Raw genomic sequence first — 18,465 nt, 5'->3', positions numbered from 1 at the left:
TAAACTGCGTGATTGCCGTCGGACTATAAATCGGCAGAAAACTTCTTACTAGTCTTGATTCGACAATCGGCTAAAAAATTGCGCTGTTGGAGCTATATTCCGACCCAATTTAGACGCGCATTGGCATCAGCACATAGAGGGCCGGTGACTTATCATTTTCACGAATTAGCGTTGGCGCGCTGGCATCAGCCAGATGGAGTTCGACATTGTCGCCCTCAATCTCACTCAATATGTCAAGCAGGTAGCGCGAGTTAAAGCCGATTTCGAAACTGTCTTCTTTGTAAGCACCAGGCACTTCTTCGGCCGCTGTACCATTTTCGGGCGAAGTAACCGACAGTGTGATCTTGTCATCGCCTAGCGCCATCTTGACCGCACGCGTCTTCTCGGTGGCGATGGTTGATACGCGGTCGACGCCTTGTGCGAAGCTTTTCGGATCGATTTTCAGAATCTTGTCATTTCCGGTTGGAATGACGCGTGTATAATCCGGGAAGGTTCCGTCGATCAGCTTGCTGGTCAGGATTGCTGTACCCAAAGTGAAGCGAATCTTGCTAGCAGACAGGTCAATCTGGACTGAAGCTTCGCCATTCTCATCGAGTAGCTTGCGCAGTTCGTTCACGCATTTGCGAGGAACGATGACATCCGGCATGCCTTCTGCTCCCGCTGGACGGGGCAGGGTGACACGAGCCAGACGATGGCCATCGGTCGCCGCGGCTTTCAATACCGGTGTCTCTTCATCCTGAACGTGCAGGAAAATGCCGTTCAGATAATAGCGCGTTTCCTCGGTTGAGATCGCAAATTTGGTTTTGTCGATAATCTGTACCAGCGACGCGGCTGGCAGTTCAAAACTGGTCGGTAAATCGCCCTCGGCAATGATCGGAAAATCATCGCGGGGCAGGGTTTGCAGGTTAAACCGCGCACGGCCTGCATTGACTTTCATCTTGCCGTCAGCTGCATCCATTTGCACTTGCGAACCGTCTGGCAACTTTCGGGCGATGTCGAACAGCGTATGTGCAGAGACGGTAATCGACCCGGCCGTTTCGACTTGTGCGTCAACGGTTTCGACGACTTGTAGGTCAAGGTCGGTTGCCATCAATTTGATGCCGCCGCCTTCACTGGCTTCGATCAGTACATTGGACAATATGGGGATCGTGTTGCGCCGCTCAACCACCGACTGGACATGGCCCAGACTTTTCAGCAGTGCTGCGCGTTCAATTGTCGCTTTCATAAACCGTCCTTCATTTCCTGTCGCTGGGCGGTTTTTCCGCCCTAGTGGCTGTGTGAGGGGCGTCGCGAGAGACTCCGCCAGATTCACAGATAGTCACCGCTTCATTAACAATATCAACCAATAGGGCAAGCCTGATGCAAAGGTGAAGAAAGATATTGCGGTGAAAATCTGTGGAAAAAACCCATAATGCCGCTAAACCCGCTAAAGATAATGACCAAATGCACGGTCCAGGGACAAATTAGATCATAGATATGAGCAGTTTAAGTAGCGATCTGAGCACGGGAGGAAAACGCCTGTTCATAGCGCGTCATGGCGAGACAATTTTCAATCTCGCAGGGCGAATTCAGGGTAATGATGCGCATACCCCACTGACTCAGCGCGGCTTTGCACAGGCCGATGAAATGGGGCGGGCTCTGGCGCTCTATTTGAACGGGTTTTCCGGGTTGGAACTGGTCGCCTCCGACACCGGCCGGGCACTGCAAACCCTGTCAGTCGTCTGCGAGCATATCGAAGCGGACTGGCATCAGGTCGCCGCCGACCCACGCTTGCGGGAAATCGATATGGGTGATTGGGAAGGTATTTATTATAATGATTTGAATGGCAAGCTGAGGATTGATCATGATCAGGGGTTGTTCCTCACGCAGGCGCCGGGCGGGGAAACCTATAGTGATATAGTAAGAAGGCTATCTCGTTGGATTGCGGATCAGAGATTTGAACGCGATATGCTCCTCATCAGCCATGGTATGACTAGCCGGGTCTTGCGCGGCATGTTGACTGGCCGTTCTCCGTTGGCATTGATCGATGCACCAATGGCTGAAAGCCTGCCTCAAGGATCTATGGTACAAATTGTCGATGGCGTGGAAACAATCGTGTATCTTGGTGCAGGCGAGGGCGAAAAGGCATGAGGGCTTTGAGTGTCCTTTTGGTATTTTGCTGTGCTGCGCTGTCGGGACCGATTGCGGCAAAAGACTCACTCGGAATTTTTAACAGCTGGGGTGCTTTTCGAGATCCGAACGTCCCTCGCTGCTATGCTCTTGCGGAGTCAGAGGAGATTACAGGTAAGGCGGAACGCAAATCCTACGTGTCGGTCGGTTTCTGGCCGAAACGAAATATTCGTGCCCAGTTCCACGTGCGGCTAAGCCGGGATCGGTCGAGCAACAGCAGGGTAATGGTTGGTATAGGTGGCCGCCGCTTCCAGTTAACCGCCAATCGTTCGGATGGATGGTCACAGGACAAACGCATGGATGCAGCGATCATTGCGGCGTTGCGCTCGGCTAACAGCATGACGATTGAAAGCACTGGCCGGGATGGAAAACCGATTGTGGATGCTTATCTTCTGCGTGGAGCAGCGACGGCAATAGATGCGGCGTCATTAGGCTGTTCGCGGCTAAGATAGTTCGCGCCTGTGACCGGTTAAATTAGCGATACTCAGTTGCTGGCTTAAGCTGAACCGCGAGAAAATTGCGATAAATTCGATAAATCGGACAAAATATCCTATGCTTCTTCGGGCGTGTCAGTGTTTAACTGATATTCAAGCTGTAATGACTCTTGGGAGGGATTCATGAAAAAATCGACGATCTTATTGGGTGCGACGTTTCTGTCATTGGCCGTGTCATCGAGCGGGTTTGCAAATGGGGTTTCAGGTAAGTCAGCGGCGGCTGAAGCCCGTTCTGATGCCGATCTTGTGAAGCAGGCCGGAGCGCCATTGTTCGAAGGTATGGGCGACTACAACCGGTCGATCACAACATCATCGGAAGGCGCAAAACGCTATTTCAACCAAGCCATGGTGCTCGCCTTTGGTTTTAATCATGCCGAGAGTATTCGTTCATTCCGTGCCGCGCAAAAGCTCGATCCCGAATGCGCCATGTGTTTTTGGGGTGAAGCGTTGGCGACTGGACCCAATATCAATGTGACGAGCAAGGGCAAGGCAGTCATGAGCGATGACGATCGCCGCGCGGCCCATAAAGCCATCCAGCGTGGACTGGCATTGAAGGGTAATGCTTCGCCATTGGAGCAAGCGCTGATCGAGGCGCAGGCCAAGCGTTACAATGGCGATCCAACAACTGATCGGGAGACTTTGGATCTCGCTTATGCTGAAGCCATGGGCAAAGTGGTTGAGACCTTTCCGGAAGATGACGACGCGGCAGCAATCTATTCCGAAGCGTTGATGAATACTATGCCCTGGGATTACTGGTCTACGGACGGCAAACCAAAGCCGGAGACCGAAAAAGTAATTGGAGCGCTGGAACGGATTATCGCGCGTAGTCCGCAGCATCCGCTGGCATTACATCTCTATATTCATGCGGTGGAAGCATCCAAAGATCCAGGCCGGGCCGAAGACGAAGCAGATGCTTTGACCGGCTTGGTCCCGGGCTCCGGGCATCTGGTGCATATGCCCGCGCATATTTACTGGCGGGTTGGGCGCTATGATGATGCGGCTAAGGCCAACATTCGGGCTGCTGCCGTCGACGAGGAATATATTGCGGCCTGCAACGCGCAGGGTTTTTACCCGGCACTTTATTATCCCCACAATATCCATTTTCTGTGGGCGGCAACCAGCATGGCTGGACAGAGCAAAATGGCGATCAGTTCGGCAAAGAAACTCGCAGCCAATGTCCGACTAGAGCAGATTGAGCAATTCCCGACTGTGGAGTTTTTCAAGACGATCCCGCTTCTTACATTGACCCAATTTGGCAAATGGTCGGAAGTCATGGCCGAGCCAGCTCCGCCTGAGAATCTTGACTATTCGAATGCGATTTGGCGCTATGCTAGGGGCATTGCGCTTGCCAATATGGGTGATAGCGCTCGCGCAAAGGAGGAGCAGGCGAAGTTGGCAGCGGTCAAGGACACCGTGCAGATCCGCTTTCTCGACAATGCAGATTATCCGGCCAGCGTATTGCTCAACATCGCTGATGATTTGTTGCAAGGTGAAATTGCTTTGAAATCTGGCGAACCCTTGGTTGCTGCCGAGCATTTTCAGCGTGCCGTCGATAAGCAGGATGCACTACCCTATATGGAGCCGCCTTTCTGGTATTATCCTTCGCGACAGTCGCTAGGGCAGGCCTTTATCGATGCCGGTAAATTTGCCGAGGCCGAGGCAGTTTATCGCCGTGACCTGAAAGATTATCCGCGGAATGGTTGGTCCATGTCGGGGCTGGCAGCTTCATTGGACGGTCAGGGTAAGACGGAGGAAGCCGCAAAGGCGCGGGCCGCTTTGGATGTTATCTGGGCGAAGGCTGATGTTTCACTTAGAGGTTCGCGTCTCTGAACGCGCCGGTAGAAGCAGCGTTTTTCCATTGTAACTGAAAATACCATTGCCAGCGACTTCATCCATTTTTGCAAGAGATTTTGCGCTGCATTTCATGGCCGAGAGTTTTGCAGCAATTTTGGGGTTTTTGTGGAGAGGAGCGACGACATAAGGAAAATATCGGCCAACGATGGGGCATCGCGAATAAATGTCACCATATTCGGTATTGCGCTCGTTAATCAGCGCCATCACTCCCTTCACTTGGCCGCGCCCCGCAAGCATATATATTTTCAGGTCAATATGTTCGATTAAACCGAACTGCATCCCTTTATCCATATTCCGTGCGACTGCCAGGTACCTGTTAATGCTGCTCAATGCGAAAGCATTATCCCCGTTGTGTAAAGCGTCGGTTATGATGGTTTCGCTATGGTTGGATATCGGCAAGCCATTCTTATAGCCGCTGCGCGTAAACAGCAGTGGAAAGCTTGCTTCAAAATTTTCTCGCGCCTCGTCGCGGCGGCCGAGCTCCAAAAGATATTTGGTCCGATCATGCCAGGCGAAGGCAAGATGAAATTCCATGTCATAAACGGGCATGTGGATGAGCAAGTCGACACGCTTGTTTGTGGCTTGAAGCGCTTGTTTATGTTCGTCAAATGCGGCGTGCAACTGCCCCTTTGCCCGATAGTTTTTCTCCAGATAATAGTGCTCAAGCGGAAATTTCGGCTCTCCGATCAACCCTTTGAGTTGTTCGGCAAATTTCAAAGCTTTTACTTTGTTGGATGCGATATTATCTTTGTTTTTCCGTAGACTCTCTTTTGCTTCATAAACCGCAAATTCAAGCTGGACGAAAAGTTGGGCAGCCTGCAATATTGGCCAGCATGTTTTGATTACATCGTCCAGCTGATAAGTGGCATCGGCTTGGCAGGATGATAGATCGCCGCGCCGGTAGACGGGAATGTCATAGTCCAAAATTTCAGGACGCTGCTGTTCGATCAACGGCAGATCGGGATCGACTAGTTCCGGTTCCTCATAACCTGATGCCGGTGGAACTTGCTGTGTCTCTGTGGACTGCGCAACGACTGGTTGCCAAGCCGGTATTGTCGCTACAAGCAAGAGCTGTATCAGAAGACCAAAGCGCATGCCGGTTTCTTATGGGTGGCAACAAGCGCTGTCTAGAGCGTTTCGCCAGCAATATCGGCTTTGGCATTTGCTGATCGAAGTGACCTAGCTTTTCGCTGTGTCTCTCCCTATATGCGCGGCTATGCAGATTCCCGGCCATATTGATCCCGTTCCGCTTCCCGCCAAAGTCACGCCCCGTGAAGATGGGCGCGTGGACCTTATTGGCCTTAGTGTCGCTGAAATTCGGAATGTGTTGATCGAGGCTGGCCTAGATGAGAAGCAGGGTAAGCTGCGCTCTAAACAGTTATTTCATTGGATGTACCATCGCGGCATCACTGATTTTGCGATGATGACGGATATGAGCAAAACCCTGCGCCCTTGGTTGGCCGAGCGGTTTGTGATTGGAAGGCCCGAAATTGTCGAGGCGCATTTGTCAGAAGATGGGACACGCAAATGGTTGCTGCGATCGGCCGATAAACAGGACTATGAGATGGTCTTCATTCCAGATGAAGATCGCGGGACATTGTGTATTTCGTCGCAAGTGGGCTGCACGCTCAATTGCCGCTTCTGCCATACCGGGACAATGCGGCTAGTGCGTAATCTGACCCCCGGGGAGATTGTCGGACAAGTGATGCTCGCACGTGATGCTCTGGGCGAGTGGCCCAAGGGTGTGATGGATTTTGCCGACGAAGAAGAGGCAGAAAACACCAAAGAATATAATCAAGCCTATAAATCTGACGGGCGCCTGCTGACCAATATTGTGCTGATGGGCATGGGTGAGCCGCTCTACAATTTCGATAATGTTCGCGATGCTATGAAGGTTGTGATGGATGGTGCCGGTTTGGCGCTGTCGCGCCGCCGGATTACTTTGTCGACTAGCGGTGTGGTGCCGATGATCGCTCGGGCTGGCGAAGAAATTAGCGTCAATTTGGCTATATCGCTCCATGCCGTAAACAAAGAAACACGCGACGAAATCGTCCCCCTCAACCGCAAATATTCGATCGAGGAACTGCTGCAAGCCTGTGCCGATTATCCGGGCTCCAGCAATTCCCGCCGTATCACGTTTGAATATGTCATGCTGAAAGACAAGAATGACAGCGACGAAGATGCACGAGAGCTGGTTAACCTGCTGCGGCAATATGATTTGCCGGCGAAGGTCAATCTGATCCCGTTCAACCCTTGGCCCGGTTCCGCCTATGAATGTTCGACGCCGGAGCGGATCAAGGCGTTTTCCAAGATTGTCTTTGATGCAGGCATTAGCGCTCCCGTGCGGACGCCACGTGGCCGTGACATCATGGCTGCCTGCGGTCAGCTAAAGTCGGCCAGTGAAAAGAAAAGCCGGGCTGAACTGGATCGCTTGGCCGAAGAAAAACAAGCCGCCTTGGGGTGATATCCGGCTTTATGCAGCCGCAATAACATCAATCTCGACCATCAATTCTGGTAGCGCCAACGCTTTGACTTCGACAATCGTATCGGCTGGGTAAGGCTCGGAAAAATAATGCTTCCGCGCTTCAACGATTTTCGGAAAGTTGGCCATGTCCGTCAGATAGATTGTGACTTTGACGATTTTATCACGGCGGCTACCGCCCGCTTCTAGAACGCGATCGATATTGGCGAAAGTTTGGGCGACTTGCCGATCAAAGTCATTCGCTCCGATTATTTTGCCAGCTTCATCAATGGCAGCCTGACCCGACAGGAATAATAGATCACCCACGCGCCAACCGGGGGCGATGGCGTATCGGGCGAGGGGGTCGGGATCTAGTTCGATGACTTGTCTGTTTTTCATGGCCATATCATTTAACGCGATTCTGGCAGAAGCCCAACCTTAAAGATATGCCCTGACTATAAAAAGAAGGTGAGTATGTTGCTCACCTTCTTTTCAAATCATATCAATATTTGGATCAGAATTTCACGCCAAGCCCTACAACGCCTTGGTTGCGTTTTACTCCGCGGTCGATCTCAGAGTAACGATATTCTGCGCGAACGAACAAGTTCCTTTTTAGCTTATATTCGGCGCCGGCACCCAGTCGGAAACCATCCAGACCGATGCTTTGAAAGCCAACCGTGCGCAACCGCGCATTAACATAGCCCGCTTTGCCATAGACTAGAGCATTGTCGCTGACCGCGAAGCCAGCACGTCCGCCAGCATATAGTTCACGTCCCATTTCGATTTGGCCAAGAAATTGATTGTCTACGTCAGCAGCTGAATCATTCGCTTCCAGCTCGACGCCATATATAAATTTACCGGATTGGCGATCATAACTGACATTGATGCCATATATGAGACCCTGCGCATTTTTGAATTCCAAACGCTCAATTCCGATAAACACTGCGCCAAAGTCCACATTATCGTAACCGACTACCGCCGTAGCCTTGAAGCCCGAAAAATCGCTAGGATCCTGCGCCATGGCTGGGGTTGCAACGAAGGAAGCCGCAGCCGAAGCCGCAAGAATAATGTTTTTCATTTTTTTGATTGCCCTTGAGATAAATAATAAGTTCAGGCTATTTTATTTTGAATATTAAGAACCGAAACTGAGCGATCAGATAAAAATACTTAGTCTGACAGTAAATAGATTTATTGGTGTTGAAAAAGAATTTTCAGATTGTTTAGTATTCAGTGATAAATCCGCCACATTTTTGAGTAACCTTTTGTTCGTAAACCGCGAACCATTAGGTAATATGGTGCAAATGCAAAAGAGAGACTCAGAAAATAGCCTAGAGAAGCGCCACCGGTTGACCACCCGGTTGTGGCACTGGATAAATGCGCTATCCTTGCTTGTTTTGCTGATGAGTGGGCTGACGATTTTTAACGCCCACCCACGCCTTTATTGGGGTGAATATGGGGCCAATGATGATTATGCTTGGGCGGCTGTGGGATCATCACAAACCCTTGGTTATGTGAGAATTGGCGAGATCAAGATTGAAACAACCGGCCTCATCGGGAATTGGCGAGATAGCGACGGCAAAATACAGACTTGGGCTTTTCCCGGTTGGGCAACCATACCGTCTTACTATAGCTTGGCCGAAGGGCGGCGTTGGCATTTTTTCTTTGCTTGGATTTTTAGCGTCGGATTAGCGATTTTCATGATCCGCTCGCTGTTCAATCGGCATGTACAAAAAGACTTGCACATCACTCGCGCCGAATGGCGACCGTCGCATATCTGGCGGGATGTCAAAAACCATATGCGGTTACGGTTCCACAAATCTGGTGCCGTCAATATCTATAATATTCTGCAGAAACTCAGCTATATTGGAGTGATCTTCATCTTACTGCCGTTGATGATCTTTACAGGACTTGCCATGTCGCCGGCTATGGACGCGAACTGGCCGTTGCTGACGGATATATTTGGTGGGCGGCAGTCGGCGCGGTCAATTCATTTTATCGGTATGTTTCTTTTGGTCCTATTTTTCATTGTCCATATGGTGACCCTTGTTCTCGCAGGGCCATTGAAGCAAACATGGGCCATGATAACTGGCGGCAAAAGAGAAGAGGTTGACGATGCGTAAGTTGCTCACCCGGCGGTCAATCCTTACAAGTGCAGCTCTTGGCGCTGGTGGTTTGCTTAGCGGTTGCGATGCGCTCAGCCGCAATCCAGGTTTTCAGAATATTCTAGCTAGTGCCGAGGACGCCAGTTTCCTTGTTCAACGTGCCTTGGGCGATCGGATGGAGTTGGCCAGTGAATATAGTATCGCCGATTTGTCACCGAAATTTCGCGCCAATGGAACCCGCGATCCAGGCACAGATGATTATACAGCAAGTGCAGCGCAGGGCTTTGCTGACTGGCAATTGCGCCTGACTGGTCTATTCGCAAAACCGCAAAATTTCTCTCTCTCGGCGTTGCAATCGTTGCCGCAGCGCACCCAGATCACGCGTCATGACTGTGTGGAAGGGTGGAGCGCGATTGGCCAATGGACAGGCGTGCCGCTCAAATTGTTGCTCGATCTGGCGCAATTACAGGATAGGGCGAAATTTCTGGTCTTCCATTGTGCAGACCGGCTTGGCGGACGGCCATATTATGAGAGTATCGACCTGCTTGATGCCTTTCATCCCCAGACCATAATGGCGCACCGGTTAAATGGTGAAGCTGTTCCGATTGAAAATGGCGCGCCCTTGCGTCTGCGGGTGGAGCGGCAATTGGGCTATAAACATGCCAAATATGTGACGGCGATCGAGGCGGTTGCGACCTTGGACAATATTGGTTCAGGCAAGGGCGGCTATTGGGAAGATGTAGCCAATTATGAATGGTACGCCGGGATTTGATGAAGAATACTGAAGGAACATATGAATGTCCATTTTAGGTCGCTTTTTAGGGAGCGTTGTCAAAAGAGGGTCAATCGCCGTCATTCACCCGGATGGCTTGAAGGAAGAATTCGGAAAATCCGAAGCAGGCTTCCCAGATGTTACGGTGCGCCTGGCTGACAAGGGTGTGATGCGTCAGATAATACTGGACCCGCGTTTGGGAGCGGCTGAGTCTTTTATGGATGGGCGCCTGATCATGGAGCGAGGGGACATCATGGAGCTTATCCAGCTGCTGCGCGCCAATCGGCGATGGGAGCGGGGCGGTCGCCTCAGCGATCCTAGTGTTTTCAAGAAAGCGAAAAGCCTGATCGCTGGGCGTTTGGATAGTATCAACGGACAGCGTCGATCAAAGGCCAATGTCGCCCATCATTATGACCTTAGTCGCGATCTCTATGAACTGTTTCTCGATGAAGACATGCAGTATAGCTGTGCCTATTGGACCGATCCGGTCAATACGCTTGAACAAGCACAGGTGGACAAGAAGGCGCATATCGCCGCAAAACTGGACCTGAAAGCCGGGCAGCGAGTGCTTGATATAGGCTGTGGTTGGGGCGGTATGGCGCTTTATCTGAATCAGAAATTCGGCGTTGAAGTGCTGGGCATTACGCTAAGCGAAGAGCAGCTAAAAGTCGCGCAAGAGCGAGCAGAAAAAGAGGGTGTTGCGGACAAGGTCAAATTCGAGCTGATTGACTATCGCGACCTTGCCGAGCGGGAAGCCGGGCAGTTTGATAGGATAGTCTCAGTTGGCATGTTCGAGCATGTCGGTACTCCAAATTTCAAAACCTTTTTCCGTTGTGCTACCAATCTAATGACCGATGATGGGGTGATGTTGCTCCACACGATCGGGCGGATGGGAAAGCCTGGAACAACTGACGCTTTTACTCGCAAATATATTTTTCCGGGCGGCTATATCCCGGCTCTGAGCGAGACGGTCGAAGCGAGCGAGCATTTCCGATTAATGGCCACCGATATCGAGACGCTACGGCTGCATTATGCACTGACCTTGCGTGAATGGTATAAGCGGACGGTGGCGAACAAAGATAAGATTGTTGCACTTTATGATGAGCGGTTTTTCCGCCTATGGACCTTCTATCTGGCTGGTGCCACCGCTGCTTTTGAAAGTGGCAGCATGTGTAACTATCAAATTCAGTTCAGTCGCAACCGGCATACGCTGCCATTGACGCGCGATTATATTGGGGAAGCCGAGCAGAATTTGCGTGGTTGATTAGTTTGGATATCCACTATTGAGGATATTTTTTGTCCATCGCCTCTTTGTCGAATGCAATAAGTTCTGCCAGTACGTCCCGATCGATACGATCAAGTCGAGTGACGTAAAGACAAGAGGATCCACGTTTGTGCGGCCCGAGCTTTTTGAGGAGTTCCGCTTGTTTCGCTTTGTTCTCTTGTTCGCTGGTGCAGCTTAACACGTAAAGGCTGAGATTCTGCTTTCGTGGTGAAAAGCCTGATCGGCACATATCGCCTTCACGGCCAGAATCATATTTGTAATGATAGCTGCCAAATCCAACGATGCTGTCGCCCCACATTTTCGGCTCTTCACCTGTTATATTCTTGAAGATATCGAGCAATTCCACAGCATCTTGTCGGCGGCCCTCGTGCTCCACCGTGCCAATGAATGCGGTCACATCGCCGTCATTTTCTTTCGTCTTATTTTCCGCTGTTGCCATGTTTTCCTCCTCTAAACCCTGCATATCATATTGCTTACAAATATGGAGCCTGTTAGGCGCGCCGCTATTCTTTTTTTTGAAAGTATGAGCATGAGCGATTCCGTCAAGCGTGTGGTTTTGGCCTTTTCCGGAGGTCTAGATACCAGTGTTATCCTGAAATGGTTGCAACAGGAATATGGCTGTGAGGTGGTGACCTTTACCGCCGATCTAGGGCAGGGCGAAGAACTGGAACCAGCGCGCAAGACGGCAGAGTTGCTGGGGGTAAAGCCGGAACATATCTTTATTGACGACCTGCGCGAAGAATTTGTGAAAGACTATGTCTTTCCGATGATGCGCGCCAATGCGCTTTATGAAGGGCTTTATTTGCTCGGCACATCGATTGCCCGCCCGCTAATTTCCAAGCGCCAGATTGAAATTGCCAAGCTGACCGGAGCCGACGCGGTGTCCCATGGTGCAACGGGTAAAGGCAATGACCAGATTCGCTTTGAACTTGGTTATTATGGTTTGAACCCTGATGTGAAGGTAATTGCTCCGTGGCGCGAATGGGATTTGACCAGTCGGACAAGATTGATCGAGTTTGCCGAGAAACATCAGATACCGGTGCCTAAGGACAAGCGCGGGGAAGCGCCTTTCTCAACCGACGCGAATATGCTTCACACATCGTCCGAAGGCAAAGTGCTCGAAGACCCTTGGGAAGAAGTGCCGGATTATGTCTATTCGCGGACTAATAATCCCGAAGACGCGCCGGACAAGCCGGAATATATCACTATCGACTTTGAACGCGGTGATGGTGTTGCAATTAACGGCGAAGGAATGAGCCCGGCGACCTTGCTCGAAAAGCTCAACGATTATGGCCGCGAGCATGGCATTGGCAGGCTCGACCTGGTCGAGAACCGCTTTGTCGGTATGAAATCACGCGGTATGTATGAAACGCCCGGCGGAACGATCTATCACGCCGCGCATCGCGGGATTGAGCAGCTGACCCTTGATAGTGGCGCAGCGCATATGAAAGACGAATTGGCCCCGCGCTATGCAGAGCTTGTCTATAATGGCTTCTGGTTCGCGCCAGAGCGAGAGATGTTGCAGGCAGCGATCGACAAGAGCCAGGAACGTGTGACCGGAACGGTTCGGTTAAAGCTCTACAAAGGCTCCGTGAACGTTGTGGGTCGCAAGGCGGATGTGAATTTCAATCTCTACAGCGAAGATGTGGTGACCTTTGAGGATGATGCCGGCGCTTATGATCAGAAAGATGCGGAAGGCTTTATCAAACTCAACGCCTTGCGGCTTCGTTTGCTTGGCAAGCGTGACGGTTGAACTGACCTGACATGTTGATTGCGATTTTCACCTTATTGGTCGGTTTCGTTGTCCTGATTGTCGGTGGCGAATTGCTGGTTCGCGGCGCCGTGCGTGTCGCCGAGCGGGCAGGTATGTCGCAGCTGCTCATTGGTCTTACCATCGTCGGTTTCGGGACTTCTGCGCCTGAATTGGTGGCCAGTGTAGAAGCTGCGCGAGCAGGATCGCCTGGCATCGCCTGGGGTAATGTCGTGGGATCTAATCTCGCCAACAGTTTGCTAATTCTGGGTACAGCCTCGCTGATATTGCCGATGGTCGTGCCGCGCGGACCTTTGTGGCGTGACGGCGGTTTGGCGTTGGCGGCAACGATCATTCTCTGGTTTGTCGCCAGTACCAGTGGCATTACTGTCACTATCGGTGTCGCTTTTCTAATTTTGCTCTGCGCTTATCTCAGTTACGCCTACTGGGCTGAGAAGACCCAACCTGCCGGGGCTAGTGCGCTCCATGAAAAAGCCGAGTCGCTCGAAGTTACCGATACACATCTGCACGATGAGGAACCGTTGTGGCGTTCTGTTGCCATCCTGATTGGCGGAATAGTTCTAATCGTAGCTGGCGGCCGCTGGCTGGTTGAGGGGGCTGTGGATCTGGCGCGCTTTGTTGGCATGAGCGAGGCTGTCATCGGTTTGACGGTCATCGCAATCGGAACCTCACTGCCGGAACTGGTGACTTCGGTCATTGCGGCTTACAAGGGCGCGAGTGCTGTTGCGCTGGGTAATGTGCTGGGTTCGAACATATTCAACTTGCTGCTAATTGGCGGGGTTACGGCGGTGATTGCGCCGGGAACCATTCCGGGGGAGATCACCAACTATGGTCTGCCGTTGTTGATTGCTATCTCAGTCTTGTTGATGATCTTTGCTGCTACAGGTCGGCGGATAACGCGGTGGGAGGGGGCGGTCCTCTTGATCATCTATATCGCGCAGCTCGTTTACAATGTGGTGGCGGTCTAAGGCCTTCCCTAGGGACTGAAGTTTGCGAAAGGGCCGCGGAGATTGACTCTACGTTCATATTTCGATAATACTGGAAATATGGAAACGATTCGAAGCCACACCGCCGTCGACGCCCTCTCCGCACTGGCGCAGGAACATCGCCTGGCGATATTCCGCTTGCTGGTGCAGGCGGGGCGCAGCGGACTGCCTGCCGGACAGATCGCGAAAAAGCTCGATATGCCGGCCAGCTCGCTATCCTTTCACCTGTCGCACCTCAAAAATGGCGGTGTAGTCAGCGATGAAAGGGATGGCCGTTCGATCATCTATCGCGCCGATTTTCAGGCGATGAACCAGTTGATGGCGTTTCTCCTGGAAAATTGCTGCGAAGGTGACGGCTGTGAGTCGGCCGATGCAGCTGATGCATGTATGGAAGGACAAGACGCATGAAAAGATTTCACCTGAACCTGAAAGTCTCGGACCTCGAAAAATCCCGCGCTTATTATGCCAACCTGTTCGGCGAGCAGCCAGCCGTGGTGAAACCCGATTATATCAAGTGGATGCTGGACGATCCGTACATCAATTTCTCAATCGAGCCTGTCAGTGACGCCACTGGTGGCGAAACCGGCATCGCCCATGTCGGCCTGCAAGCAGAAAGCCCGGAAGAACTGCAATCGGTCTATGAGCGGGTGCAGAATGCCGCCGGTCCGCGGTTTGAGGAAGGTGCGACCACCTGCTGCTATGCCTCATCAGAGAAAAACTGGACACAGGACCCTGACGGCCTGATCTGGGAAGCCTTTTACACAGACGGACAGGTCACCCATTATGGGAAATTGCCGGACCTTGGCGGCGGTCAATCCGACGCTGCGTGCTGCTTGAACTAAGGCGTTAAAAATGGGGGAATTTTCAAGGGCGCAAAAGCTCGGCGCCGAAGCGCTGGGATCGTTTTTCCTGTTTGTCACCGTGGTTGGCTCAGGGATCATGGCCGAAAATCTGGCGGACGGGAATGTCGCTATCGCGCTGCTCGGCAATACGCTAGCAACCGGCGCGATATTATTCGTGCTGATCGCCATATTGGCGCCGATATCCGGAGCCCATTTCAATCCGGCAGTCACCTTTGTCATGATCTTGCGCAAAGAGCTGGCATCGAAAGTTGGCGTTTTGTTTGTCATTGCGCAACTGATCGGTGGTCTGATTGGTGTCTGGGCGGCCCATATCATGTTCGAATTGCCGGTTTTCCAACTTAGTGAGAAAACCCGAACCGGCGGCGGCCAATGGCTCGGCGAGCTGATTGCCACCTTCGGATTGCTGTTCACGATATTGGGGACAGTGCGGTTCAGACCCGAGTGGGTGGCGTCGGCGGTAGGGCTCTATATCTCTGCGGGTTATTGGTTCACCAGCTCGACCAGCTTTGCCAATCCGGCGATTACCGTGGGCCGTGCCTTTTCAAACAGCTTTGCCGGAATCGCGCCAGAGGATGTGATCGGATTTGTCGTAGCCCAATTTGCGGGCGCAGCCCTGGCATGGATGGTCGCGCGCTGGTTGTTTGCGCCTTCGCCTGCCACCCAAAATTAGGGCCAAAATTAAGGCGTTGCAAATTTGGGAATCAGTCCCTAAATAGCAGTCATCCCAACATTGTGAGATTTTGAAGGGGCTGGCGCCAAACGGGGCCGGCACTAAAGAGTTTTGCATTTATACTGGAACAAAATTTGACTGATATGACTGCCATTGTGAACCTGATCGCACCGGAAGCGGAAGCTTTGGGTTTTGAGCTGGTGCGCGTGCAGTTTGTGTCAGGCGCGGATGAGCCGACGCTGCAAATCATGGCGGAGCGACCAGAGACTGGTCAGCTGGGCATTGATGATTGCGCGGCCTTGTCTCGTCGGATTTCGGAAAAATTCGATGTGCTGGAAGAAGAAGGGCGTGATCCGATTGAGGAAGCCTACCGGCTCGAAGTCAGCTCACCCGGTATCGACCGCCCGCTAACCCGCGCAAAAGATTATGCGAATTGGGCAGGGCACGAAGCACGGATCAATCTGATCGACGCAGTTTCAGGCAAGAAACAATTGCGCGGCTTGCTAGACGGCATTGAAGGTGAGATAATAGCGATTGACGATCGCAAGGCGGGGCGTCAAACGACCACCCTCGACAACGTGCATAGCGCGAAGCTGATTCTGACCGACGCCCTGATTGCTGCGACCATCCCGGTTTCTGCCGATGGCGCGGATGAAATTGAAGAAGAACCTCTAAACGAAGAACAGGAAGACTAATCATGGCCAGTGCCATTTCTGCAAATAAGGCTGAATTGCTCGCTATTGCCAATGCGGTTGCATCGGAAAAGATGATCGACAAGACCATCGTCGTCGAAGCGATGGAAGAGGCGATCCAGAAAGCGGCCCGTGCCCGTTACGGCGCCGAGAATGACATTCGTGCCAAGCTCGACCTGCAAACCGGCGACCTGCGCTTGTGGCGTGTGGTTGAGGTGGTTGAGGAAGTCGAAGATTATTTCAAACAGGTTGACCTGAAACAGGCTGAAAAGCTCGAAAAGGGTTCGAAGCTCGGTGACTTTATCGTTGATCCGCTGCCTGCTGTTGATCTGGGCCGCATTGATGCGCAGTCAGCGAAACAGGTTATCTTCCAGAAAGTCCGTGACGCAGAGCGCGAGCGGCAATTTGAAGAATTTAAGGACCGTGCTGGTGAAATCATTACCGGTGTCGTGAAATCGGTTGAATTTGGTCATGTTGTTGTTGACCTCGGCCGCGCAGAAGGCGTTATCCGCCGCGATCAGCAAATTCCGCGGGAAGCTGCTCGTGTTGGTGACCGCGTTCGTTCGCTGATCATGAATGTCCGCCGCGAAAACCGTGGACCACAGATATTCCTGTCCCGCGCGCATCCTGATTTCATGAAGCTCTTGTTTGCGCAGGAAGTTCCTGAAATTTACGACGGCATTATCGAAATTAAAGCCGCCGCCCGTGACCCAGGCAGCCGCGCCAAAATCGGCGTGATTAGCCAGGACAGCTCGATCGATCCGGTTGGTGCCTGTGTGGGTATGAAAGGTAGCCGTGTTCAGGCCGTCGTGCAGGAAATGCAGGGCGAGAAAATCGATATCATTCCATGGTCCGACGATATCGCGACCTTTGTTGTAAACGCACTGCAGCCTGCGACGGTGAGCCGCGTGCTGATCGACGAAGAAGAAGGCCGTATCGAAGTTGTTGTTCCTGATGATCAGCTGAGCCTTGCCATTGGTCGCCGCGGACAAAATGTCCGTCTGGCGTCACAATTGACCGGTTTGGCCATCGACATCATGACCGAAGCCGACAGCAGCGAGAAGCGTCAGGCCGAATTTGCCGTCCGCACCGCGATGTTCCAGGAAGATCTGGACGTGGATGAGACACTGTCGCAGCTTCTGGTCGCCGAAGGCTTTAGCGAGATGGAAGAAGTCGCTTATGTCGCTCCCGAAGAGCTTTCCAATATCGAAGGCTTTGACGATGAACTGGCGGCCGAGCTGCAAAGCCGTGCGCTGGAAGCATTGGAGCGCCGTGAGGCGGCTGCCAAGGCAGAGCGTACCGAGCTTGGCGTCGAAGATGCCATTGCCGAATTGCCTTACATGACGGAAGCGATGCTGGTGACCTTGGGTAAAGCAGGCCTCAAGACTCTCGACGATGTTGCCGATTTGGCGACCGACGAGCTGGTCTTGAAGCGCAAAGCCGAACCACGCCGCCGCAATGACAATCGCAAGCCAGAGCCCGATGGCGTTCTGGCGACCTATGGTCTGACCGAAGAGCAGGGCAATGAGATCATCATGGCTGCTCGTGCACACTGGTTCGAAGATGAGGACGAAGCAGCACCTGCTGCTGAAGCCGCATCAGAAACAGGGGAGGACGCTAATGCGGAAGCTCCCCAATGAGACGCCTTCTAAACCTTTAGATCGCGCGGCACATCGAAAATGCATATTGACTGGGGAAAGCCTTCCTCAGGAAGCATTGGTGCGTTTGGCGCTTAGCCCCGATGACCAGATTGCCCCCGATGTCCGTGCCAAAGCGCCGGGTCGCGGGGCGTGGATCAGTGTCGATCGCAGTGCATTGGAACAGGCACAGGCCAAGGGTGCGCTGAAAGGCGCATTGTCACGCGCCTTCAAAACCGGCAAGCTGGATATTCCCGATGATCTGGCCGCACAGGTTGAAAACGGACTCGAACGCGCCACATTAGACAGGTTGGGCCTGGAATCGCGTGGCGGTATGCTCCTGACCGGTTCTGAAAAGATTGAAACCGCGGCGCGGCAAGGTGATCTCAACATGCTCCTTCACGCCGCCGATGCTGGTCGTGACGGGTCCTCTAAACTGGATCAGGCATGGCGGGTTGGCAGTGATCGGGAAGGACAGGATGTCCGCGGTCAGATATTGCCAGTGGACCGACAGGCCCTTTCTGTGGCATTGGGCCGTCAAAATGTCGTGCATATAGGCATAACCGACCACAGGGCGGCGGGGCGAATATCGCACATGCTGGATAGATGGTGCCGCTTTATCGGGTCTGATAAGGTCGATGGCACCAGTGATGATGGCAGCGATGAAGGCGGCGAGGCGGAGAAGAAAGTTGCGTGAACTGGTTTGAAG

General features: G+C 52.4%; 20 protein-coding genes. 15 read left to right on the top strand and 5 right to left on the bottom strand.

From position 1 onward, the window contains the following. Window positions 1–109: 109 nt before the first annotated feature. Window positions 110–1,225 (bottom strand): DNA polymerase III subunit beta, encoded by a 1,116-nt coding sequence (dnaN, locus tag ABJM21_RS07095; RefSeq protein ID WP_348302110.1) that lies wholly within the window; start codon window positions 1,223–1,225, stop codon window positions 110–112. Window positions 1,226–1,476: 251 nt separating this feature from the next. Between dnaN and ABJM21_RS07090 the strand changes: the two genes are divergently transcribed. The 3 genes from ABJM21_RS07090 to ABJM21_RS07080 all read left to right on the top strand — a co-directional run bounded on the left by ABJM21_RS07090 (window position 1,477) and on the right by ABJM21_RS07080 (window position 4,493). Then, window positions 1,477–2,130 (top strand): histidine phosphatase family protein, encoded by a 654-nt coding sequence (locus ABJM21_RS07090; protein ID WP_348302111.1) that lies wholly within the window; start codon window positions 1,477–1,479, stop codon window positions 2,128–2,130. Then, window positions 2,127–2,621 (top strand): hypothetical protein, encoded by a 495-nt coding sequence (locus ABJM21_RS07085; protein WP_348302112.1) that lies wholly within the window; start codon window positions 2,127–2,129, stop codon window positions 2,619–2,621. Before ABJM21_RS07090 ends, ABJM21_RS07085 begins: the two co-directional genes overlap by 4 nt. A 165-nt stretch (window positions 2,622–2,786) precedes the next feature. Then, a complete protein-coding gene (locus ABJM21_RS07080) occupies window positions 2,787–4,493 on the top strand; it encodes a hypothetical protein (RefSeq protein ID WP_348302113.1) in 1,707 nt (568 codons plus the stop codon). Here the strand turns inward: ABJM21_RS07080 and ABJM21_RS07075 are convergent. Further along, window positions 4,470–5,612 carry a hypothetical protein gene (locus tag ABJM21_RS07075; protein ID WP_348302114.1) on the bottom strand — a complete coding sequence of 381 codons (1,143 nt, stop codon included), beginning with the start codon at window positions 5,610–5,612 and terminating at the stop codon, window positions 4,470–4,472. The two genes, ABJM21_RS07080 and ABJM21_RS07075, sit on opposite strands and share 24 nt — an antisense overlap. A 121-nt stretch (window positions 5,613–5,733) precedes the next feature. Here ABJM21_RS07075 and rlmN point away from each other — a divergent pair, with 121 nt between their 5' ends. Then, on the top strand, window positions 5,734–6,981 hold the full coding sequence (gene rlmN / locus ABJM21_RS07070) for a 23S rRNA (adenine(2503)-C(2))-methyltransferase RlmN (RefSeq protein WP_348302115.1): 1,248 nt from the start codon (window positions 5,734–5,736) through the stop codon (window positions 6,979–6,981). Between the two features lie 9 nt (window positions 6,982–6,990). Here rlmN and ABJM21_RS07065 read toward each other — a convergent pair whose 3' ends face one another. After that, entirely contained in the window at window positions 6,991–7,377 is a 387-nt protein-coding gene (locus ABJM21_RS07065; protein ID WP_348302116.1) for a RidA family protein, read from the bottom strand. Window positions 7,378–7,492: 115 nt separating this feature from the next. Beyond that, window positions 7,493–8,056 carry a porin family protein gene (locus tag ABJM21_RS07060; RefSeq protein ID WP_348302117.1) on the bottom strand — a complete coding sequence of 188 codons (564 nt, stop codon included), beginning with the start codon at window positions 8,054–8,056 and terminating at the stop codon, window positions 7,493–7,495. A 223-nt stretch (window positions 8,057–8,279) separates the two neighbouring features. Between ABJM21_RS07060 and ABJM21_RS07055 the strand changes: the two genes are divergently transcribed. The 3 genes from ABJM21_RS07055 to ABJM21_RS07045 are packed head-to-tail and all read left to right on the top strand — an operon-like array spanning window position 8,280 to window position 11,116. Further along, window positions 8,280–9,098: a cytochrome b/b6 domain-containing protein gene (locus tag ABJM21_RS07055; RefSeq protein WP_348302118.1), complete on the top strand. Its 819-nt coding sequence runs from the start codon at window positions 8,280–8,282 to the stop codon at window positions 9,096–9,098. Continuing rightward, a complete protein-coding gene (locus ABJM21_RS07050; protein ID WP_348302119.1) occupies window positions 9,091–9,852 on the top strand; it encodes a molybdopterin-dependent oxidoreductase in 762 nt (253 codons plus the stop codon). Before ABJM21_RS07055 ends, ABJM21_RS07050 begins: the two co-directional genes overlap by 8 nt. A 25-nt stretch (window positions 9,853–9,877) precedes the next feature. Continuing rightward, window positions 9,878–11,116, top strand: coding sequence for a cyclopropane-fatty-acyl-phospholipid synthase family protein (locus ABJM21_RS07045; protein WP_348302120.1), 1,239 nt, complete (start codon window positions 9,878–9,880; stop codon window positions 11,114–11,116). Between the two features lie 16 nt (window positions 11,117–11,132). On the opposite strand, the gene ABJM21_RS07040 is transcribed toward ABJM21_RS07045, so the two are convergent. Continuing rightward, window positions 11,133–11,576: a DUF1801 domain-containing protein gene (locus ABJM21_RS07040; RefSeq protein WP_348302121.1), complete on the bottom strand. Its 444-nt coding sequence runs from the start codon at window positions 11,574–11,576 to the stop codon at window positions 11,133–11,135. 90 nt (window positions 11,577–11,666) lie between these two features. Here ABJM21_RS07040 and ABJM21_RS07035 point away from each other — a divergent pair, with 90 nt between their 5' ends. The 8 genes from ABJM21_RS07035 (at window position 11,667) to ABJM21_RS07000 (ending at window position 18,453) form a co-directional block, all read left to right on the top strand. After that, complete coding sequence (locus ABJM21_RS07035; protein ID WP_348302122.1) at window positions 11,667–12,890, top strand: argininosuccinate synthase; 1,224 nt, start codon at window positions 11,667–11,669, stop codon at window positions 12,888–12,890. An 11-nt stretch (window positions 12,891–12,901) separates the two neighbouring features. After that, the gene (locus ABJM21_RS07030) at window positions 12,902–13,876 is read left to right on the top strand and encodes a calcium/sodium antiporter (RefSeq protein ID WP_348302123.1); all 975 of its coding nucleotides are present in this window, start codon (window positions 12,902–12,904) and stop codon (window positions 13,874–13,876) included. A gap of 78 nt (window positions 13,877–13,954) precedes the next feature. After that, window positions 13,955–14,302, top strand: a complete 348-nt coding sequence (locus ABJM21_RS07025; RefSeq protein WP_348302124.1) for a metalloregulator ArsR/SmtB family transcription factor — start codon at window positions 13,955–13,957, stop codon at window positions 14,300–14,302. Then, window positions 14,299–14,736, top strand: coding sequence for a VOC family protein (locus ABJM21_RS07020; RefSeq protein ID WP_348302125.1), 438 nt, complete (start codon window positions 14,299–14,301; stop codon window positions 14,734–14,736). Before ABJM21_RS07025 ends, ABJM21_RS07020 begins: the two co-directional genes overlap by 4 nt. A 10-nt stretch (window positions 14,737–14,746) precedes the next feature. Continuing rightward, the gene (locus ABJM21_RS07015; RefSeq protein ID WP_348302126.1) at window positions 14,747–15,427 is read left to right on the top strand and encodes an MIP/aquaporin family protein; all 681 of its coding nucleotides are present in this window, start codon (window positions 14,747–14,749) and stop codon (window positions 15,425–15,427) included. A 143-nt stretch (window positions 15,428–15,570) separates the two neighbouring features. Beyond that, complete coding sequence (gene rimP, locus ABJM21_RS07010) at window positions 15,571–16,122, top strand: ribosome maturation protein RimP (protein WP_348302377.1); 552 nt, start codon at window positions 15,571–15,573, stop codon at window positions 16,120–16,122. A gap of 2 nt (window positions 16,123–16,124) precedes the next feature. Then, window positions 16,125–17,759 carry a transcription termination factor NusA gene (gene nusA, locus ABJM21_RS07005; protein ID WP_348302127.1) on the top strand — a complete coding sequence of 545 codons (1,635 nt, stop codon included), beginning with the start codon at window positions 16,125–16,127 and terminating at the stop codon, window positions 17,757–17,759. Continuing rightward, complete coding sequence (locus ABJM21_RS07000; RefSeq protein ID WP_348302128.1) at window positions 17,740–18,453, top strand: DUF448 domain-containing protein; 714 nt, start codon at window positions 17,740–17,742, stop codon at window positions 18,451–18,453. Before nusA ends, ABJM21_RS07000 begins: the two co-directional genes overlap by 20 nt. The last annotated feature ends 12 nt before the right edge of the window (window positions 18,454–18,465 follow it).

This window comes from Parasphingorhabdus sp. (assembly GCF_039977335.1).
In the GTDB taxonomy this organism is placed as follows: domain Bacteria; phylum Pseudomonadota; class Alphaproteobacteria; order Sphingomonadales; family Sphingomonadaceae; genus Parasphingorhabdus.
This window is presented reverse-complemented; position numbering and strand designations above follow the sequence as displayed.